The 4,487-nt window shown below is 63.7% G+C and carries 7 protein-coding genes; 5 read left to right on the plus strand and 2 right to left on the minus strand.

Annotated elements, in window-relative coordinates; translation table 11 throughout:
* From AUC71_RS16510 to AUC71_RS16525, 4 genes are all read left to right on the plus strand, one after another.
* A partial coding sequence (locus AUC71_RS16510; RefSeq protein WP_141701788.1) for an ATP-binding cassette domain-containing protein occupies nt 1-249 on the plus strand: 249 nt, incomplete at its 5' end.
* Nucleotides 246-1,244, plus strand: a complete 999-nt coding sequence (locus AUC71_RS16515) for a cell division protein FtsX (protein ID WP_083238552.1) — start codon at nt 246-248, stop codon at nt 1,242-1,244. The genes AUC71_RS16510 and AUC71_RS16515, both read left to right, overlap by 4 nt.
* 165 nt (nt 1,245-1,409) lie before the next feature.
* Complete coding sequence (locus tag AUC71_RS16520; protein ID WP_069625138.1) at nt 1,410-2,048, plus strand: YdcF family protein; 639 nt, start codon at nt 1,410-1,412, stop codon at nt 2,046-2,048.
* A gap of 11 nt (nt 2,049-2,059) precedes the next feature.
* Entirely contained in the window at nt 2,060-2,785 is a 726-nt protein-coding gene (locus AUC71_RS16525) for a lysophospholipid acyltransferase family protein (RefSeq protein WP_069625139.1), read from the plus strand.
* Between the two features lie 329 nt (nt 2,786-3,114).
* Here AUC71_RS16525 and AUC71_RS16530 read toward each other — a convergent pair whose 3' ends face one another.
* Together AUC71_RS16530 and phaR are read right to left on the minus strand one after the other, a co-directional pair.
* On the minus strand, nt 3,115-3,402 hold the full coding sequence (locus AUC71_RS16530; protein WP_141701789.1) for a hypothetical protein: 288 nt from the start codon (nt 3,400-3,402) through the stop codon (nt 3,115-3,117).
* An 85-nt stretch (nt 3,403-3,487) separates the two neighbouring features.
* Nucleotides 3,488-4,105 carry a polyhydroxyalkanoate synthesis repressor PhaR gene (gene phaR / locus AUC71_RS16535; RefSeq protein ID WP_069625141.1) on the minus strand — a complete coding sequence of 206 codons (618 nt, stop codon included), beginning with the start codon at nt 4,103-4,105 and terminating at the stop codon, nt 3,488-3,490.
* 190 nt (nt 4,106-4,295) lie between these two features.
* Between phaR and AUC71_RS16540 the strand changes: the two genes are divergently transcribed.
* Nucleotides 4,296-4,487, plus strand: a 192-nt coding sequence (locus AUC71_RS16540; protein WP_483127816.1) for a thiolase family protein, incomplete at its 3' end; no start/stop codon positions are given.

Consider the following 4,487-nt stretch of genomic DNA (forward strand, 5'->3'; position numbering starts at 1 on the left):
TCCGGCGGCGAGAAGCAGCGCGCGGCCATTGCCCGGGCGGTCATCGGCCGGCCCGAACTGCTCCTGGCCGACGAGCCCACCGGCAACGTGGACCCGGCGATCGGCAACCGACTCCTCAGGCTTTTCGTCGAACTGAACCGTCTCGGCACCTCGGTGATCATCGCCACCCATGACTACGCTCTCATGGAGCAACTGGAGGCGCCGCGCCTGATGCTCTACGAAGGGCAGCTCCAGGTCAGCGGCCCGTGACGGTCCTCGACGATATCAAGGACTATCCCTGGACCGGCCTCATCGCCGGTGTCCTGCCCCCGCGCCTCGCCGCAAAGCTGCCGCCGAAATTTCAGGCCACGTCCCAGCAGATCGTCCCCGCCGCCTCCATCGCAGGCAACGCGCTCACCATAGTGATCGCCATCATGACCTTCCTCGCCTGCCTCACCGCCGGCGGGGTCTACATGATCAACCAGTCGGCCAATGCCTGGGTGGATGACATCGCCAGCGAGATCACCATCGAGCTCGATCCGCTCAACACCGCCGACATCGAGAAGAAGATGACGCTGGTCGCCCTGTTCCTCGCCAAGCAGAGAGGCGTCACCAGGGTCAAACCCTTGAGCGCCGACGATTCGGCAAAACTGCTCGAGCCCTGGCTCGGCTCCACCGCGGCGCTTTCGGCGCTGCCGATCCCGCGCCTGATCGCCGTGGAGATCGACCGCTCCAGTCCCCCCGATATCGACCTCATCAAAAACGCACTCAACCAGAACTTCGAGGGCGTGACGCTCGACGATCACCGCCGCTGGCAATCCGAGATCAAGCTGATTACCCGCTCGACCGCGCTCGGCGGCATCGCCGTGCTCGGCCTGGTCGCCGCGGCAACCATCGCCGTCATCGTCTCGGCGACGCGCAGCGCCATGGCCACCAACCGGGCGGTCATCGAGGTGCTGCATTTCGTGGGCGCCACCGAACGCTTCATCGCCTCCGAGTTCGAGCGGCACTTTCTTGGGCTTGGCGTGCGTGCCGGCCTCGCGGGCGCCTTCGCCGCGGCCATCGCATTCTTGCTGCTGCCCTTCTTGATGTATCTGTTGGGCGGCGGCGCCGTGACCGAAGCGGAAACCAGACGTCTACTCGGCTCCGGCGAGCTCGACCTCGGCGGCTATATCCTGCTGGTGGGGATCGTCGTCGTGGTCGCGGCTCTGTGCATGATCACCTCGCGATTCGGGGTCTTCCGCGTCCTCAAAAACTACGCGTGATCTTCATGAAACCCGAGGTCGAAGCCGATATCGTGCGGCGGCGATTTTGCCTATTCTGCGCCGCGCGAGGCCAGGTTCGGGGTGCGCGGTGAGCGACGACGTCGAGGTACGAGAGCAAGAGGAGCCGAAGACCGGCCGCGGCGCTTCCAGCGCTTCGCCGGCCTGATGGGCGTCGTCCGCCTGCTCTTCGACGGCACGATCCTACTGCTCGTGATGCTCATTATCGGCTTCATCGTCTTCGCCAACAGCGTGGACCGTGAGCGGATCGAGCCGGCCCATCCGGCCGACGGCATCACCGTGCTCACCGGCGGCGTCTCCCGCATCGACGAAGCCATGAAGCTGCTCAGCCAGGGCAAGGCGAAGCGCGTGCTGATTACCGGCGTCAATCGCGGCACCACCTTGGAGCAATTGAAGGAGCTCTCGAGCCAGGGCGACCAGTATTTCGCCTGCTGTGTCGATATCGACAAGGAAGCGCGCAACACCATCGACAACGCCACCGAGACGGCTCAGTGGGTGACCCTGAACCAATACAGCTCGATCATCGTGGTGACGTCCAACTACCATTTGCCCCGCGCGCTAGCCGAGCTCGAGCGCGCCCTTCCCGGCGTAGCGCTCATCCCGTACCCCGTGGTCGACAACAACGTGCATGTGGAGCGTTGGTGGCACTATCCCGGCACCACACGGCTCCTGTTGTCGGAATATCTGAAATACCTGCCGGCGCTCGGACGGCTATGGGCCACCAACCTCGCCCGCATGACCTTGCAAGGCACCTCGGTGCCGCCCGAGGATGAGCCGGAACCGTAGGCAGGCCGGCAATGTTCCGCTCCATCCTCTTCGGCATCTTGTTCTACCTCACCACGGCGGCGTTCGTGGTGGTGTGCTCGCCGCTCTTCTTTGCACCGCGCCAATGGTCCATGGCGGCGCTTAAGCTGCACGCGCGCTCCGAGCTTTGGCTTCTGAAGCACATTGTCGGTCTGGACTACGAGGTGCGCGGCCTCGACAAGCTGCCCGAGCCGCCGTTCCTGGTCGCCTCCAAGCACCAGTCTGCCTGGGAGACCTTCGCGCTCATCCCGCTGTTCCACGACCCGGCCCTGTTCATGAAGCGGGAGTTGTTCTGGATCCCGTTCCATGGCTGGTTCTCCTACAAGTTCGGCATGATCCCCGTGGACCGCGACAAGGGCGCGGCGGGCTTGCGCCGCATGCTCCACGTGGCCAAGGAACGAATCGCGTCTGGGCGCGAAATCGTAATGTTCCCGGAAGGAACACGCCGCCCGCCGGGCGCGCCGCCGGAATACAAGACCGGCATCGCGCTGATCTACAACGCCCTCGACGTGCCTTGCGTCCCCGTGGCGCTCAACTCCGGCGTCTTCTGGGCCCGGCGCAGTTGGGCGAGAAAGCCGGGAAAATCGGTGGTCGAGATCCTCGATCCGCTGCCGCCGGGTCTCCCCAAGGCGGAATTTCTGAGCCGCCTGCAAGAGGCCATCGAGACGGCCTCCGCCCGCCTTCTGGCCGAGGCGAAGGCCGCCGATCTGGCCCGTTAACCCTTTGGTAACACTTAAAAGCTTGACGGGCGCCGAGCACGAGTTCATTGTTTGTTCTATAGAAGAAACGTGATCGAAGGCGTCTTGTATTTGCCATCGGTCAACCCATTTCCTCTAAGGTCGCCAAAGTTAACGGGACGGGATTTCATGTGGACGAGCCAAGCAGACGCTTCTGAGACAGCCCCTTGGGGGCCGGCGGAGGAGCCTGCGCTGGTCTGCGCGGAAGCCGCGTTCGACCAAGCGTTCCACTATTGGCGTGGCGCGTCGGGCCGCCGCTATCTCCACAGCGTCTATTCGCTGGTGGGCTGCCCCGCCCTGCCCCAAGCCAACTACATCCTGGTCCGCCGCCACGAGGACGGCACCCGCGAGGCGCTGCCTTCGGCGACACCAAGGACGACGCGATCTCGCTCAATCTTGCCCATCTGCGTCATGCGGGCGCGAAGATCGGCGCCAACGAGGTGCATATCCACCTGCTGGCCGACACCGCCCATGACCGCGCGCTGGTGGAAGCGGACCTGACAGCCGCGCACATGCGCCGGCACACCGCAGCCAAGGCCGCGTAAGACTCTTCCCGCAAATCTGATTTCGTCATGCCCGGACTTGATCCGGGCATCCATGCCGTTGCGCCCTGGCAAGTTGAGAGGCCAGTGGAATGGATTGCCCGGTCAAGCCGGGCAATGACAAAAATCGAGAAGTGAAAGTCTAGTCGCGGGAGAGCTTCTCGAGTCGCTGCTGCATGGCCTGAAGCTCGGCCTTGAGCGTGTCGATCTCGTCCGCGCCAGGCTTCTTGCCGGACGGCGCCGCGAGCTTCGGCTGGGAATCCTCGGCGTCCCCCTCGCCGCGCGCATTGGCCGCATCGGCGCCGAAGGGCGTGAACAAGCCGAGCGCGCGCTCGAAAGTGTCGAAATTTTTTCGCACCTGCTCTTGCATTGCATCAAACGCCGCGTTGCCGAAAGCGTTCGTGAAGCGGCGCCGATACTGCTCCTGCTGCTTGGTGAGCGAGTCGAGGCTGAACTCAAGATAGCTCGGCACAAGCTTCTGCATGCTGTCGCCATAGAAGCGGATCAGCTGGCGCAAGAAACCGATGGGTAGGAGACTGGTGCCTCTGCTTTCCTGCTCCACGATGATCTGAGTCAGGACAGCATGGGTGAGGTCTTCGCCGGTCTTCGCGTCGTAGACCACGAAGTCGCGCTCGCCCCGCACCATTTCGGCGAGGTCCTCAAGCGTCACATACGTGCTTGTATCGGTATTGTAGAGCCTGCGGTTCGCGTATTTCTTGATAATGACCGGCCGGCTCTCTTGGTCCGCGTCCCTAGCCACGTGTCTTTCGCTCCTAAGCCCCGGACCCCGTCCTGAGGCTACTCTATGCCGCACCTGCGAAGATGACTAGCACGTTCCTTGTGCGCAGCACCAGAGCTTTGCCGTGAGGCTTAACGTGACCCTTCGTCGGGCTTTCCAGCCGGAAATCGCTGAGGTATGACCTGGGGTCCCCCAGGGTATGGAGATCAGGATGAAAGACGAAATAGTGATCGTCGGCGCGGCGCGGACGCCGGTCGGTTCTTTCAACGGCTCGCTGTCGAGCTTGCCGGCGCACAAGCTTGGCGAGGTGGCCATTCGCGCGGCGCTGGAGCGCGCCGGCGTCGACGCCAACGACGTCGACGAAGTGATCATGGGCCAGGTGCTCACCGCCGGCGAGGGTCAG

It is taken from the genome of Methyloceanibacter marginalis (genome assembly GCF_001723295.1).
GTDB classification, from domain to species: Bacteria; Pseudomonadota; Alphaproteobacteria; order Rhizobiales; family Methyloligellaceae; genus Methyloceanibacter; species Methyloceanibacter marginalis.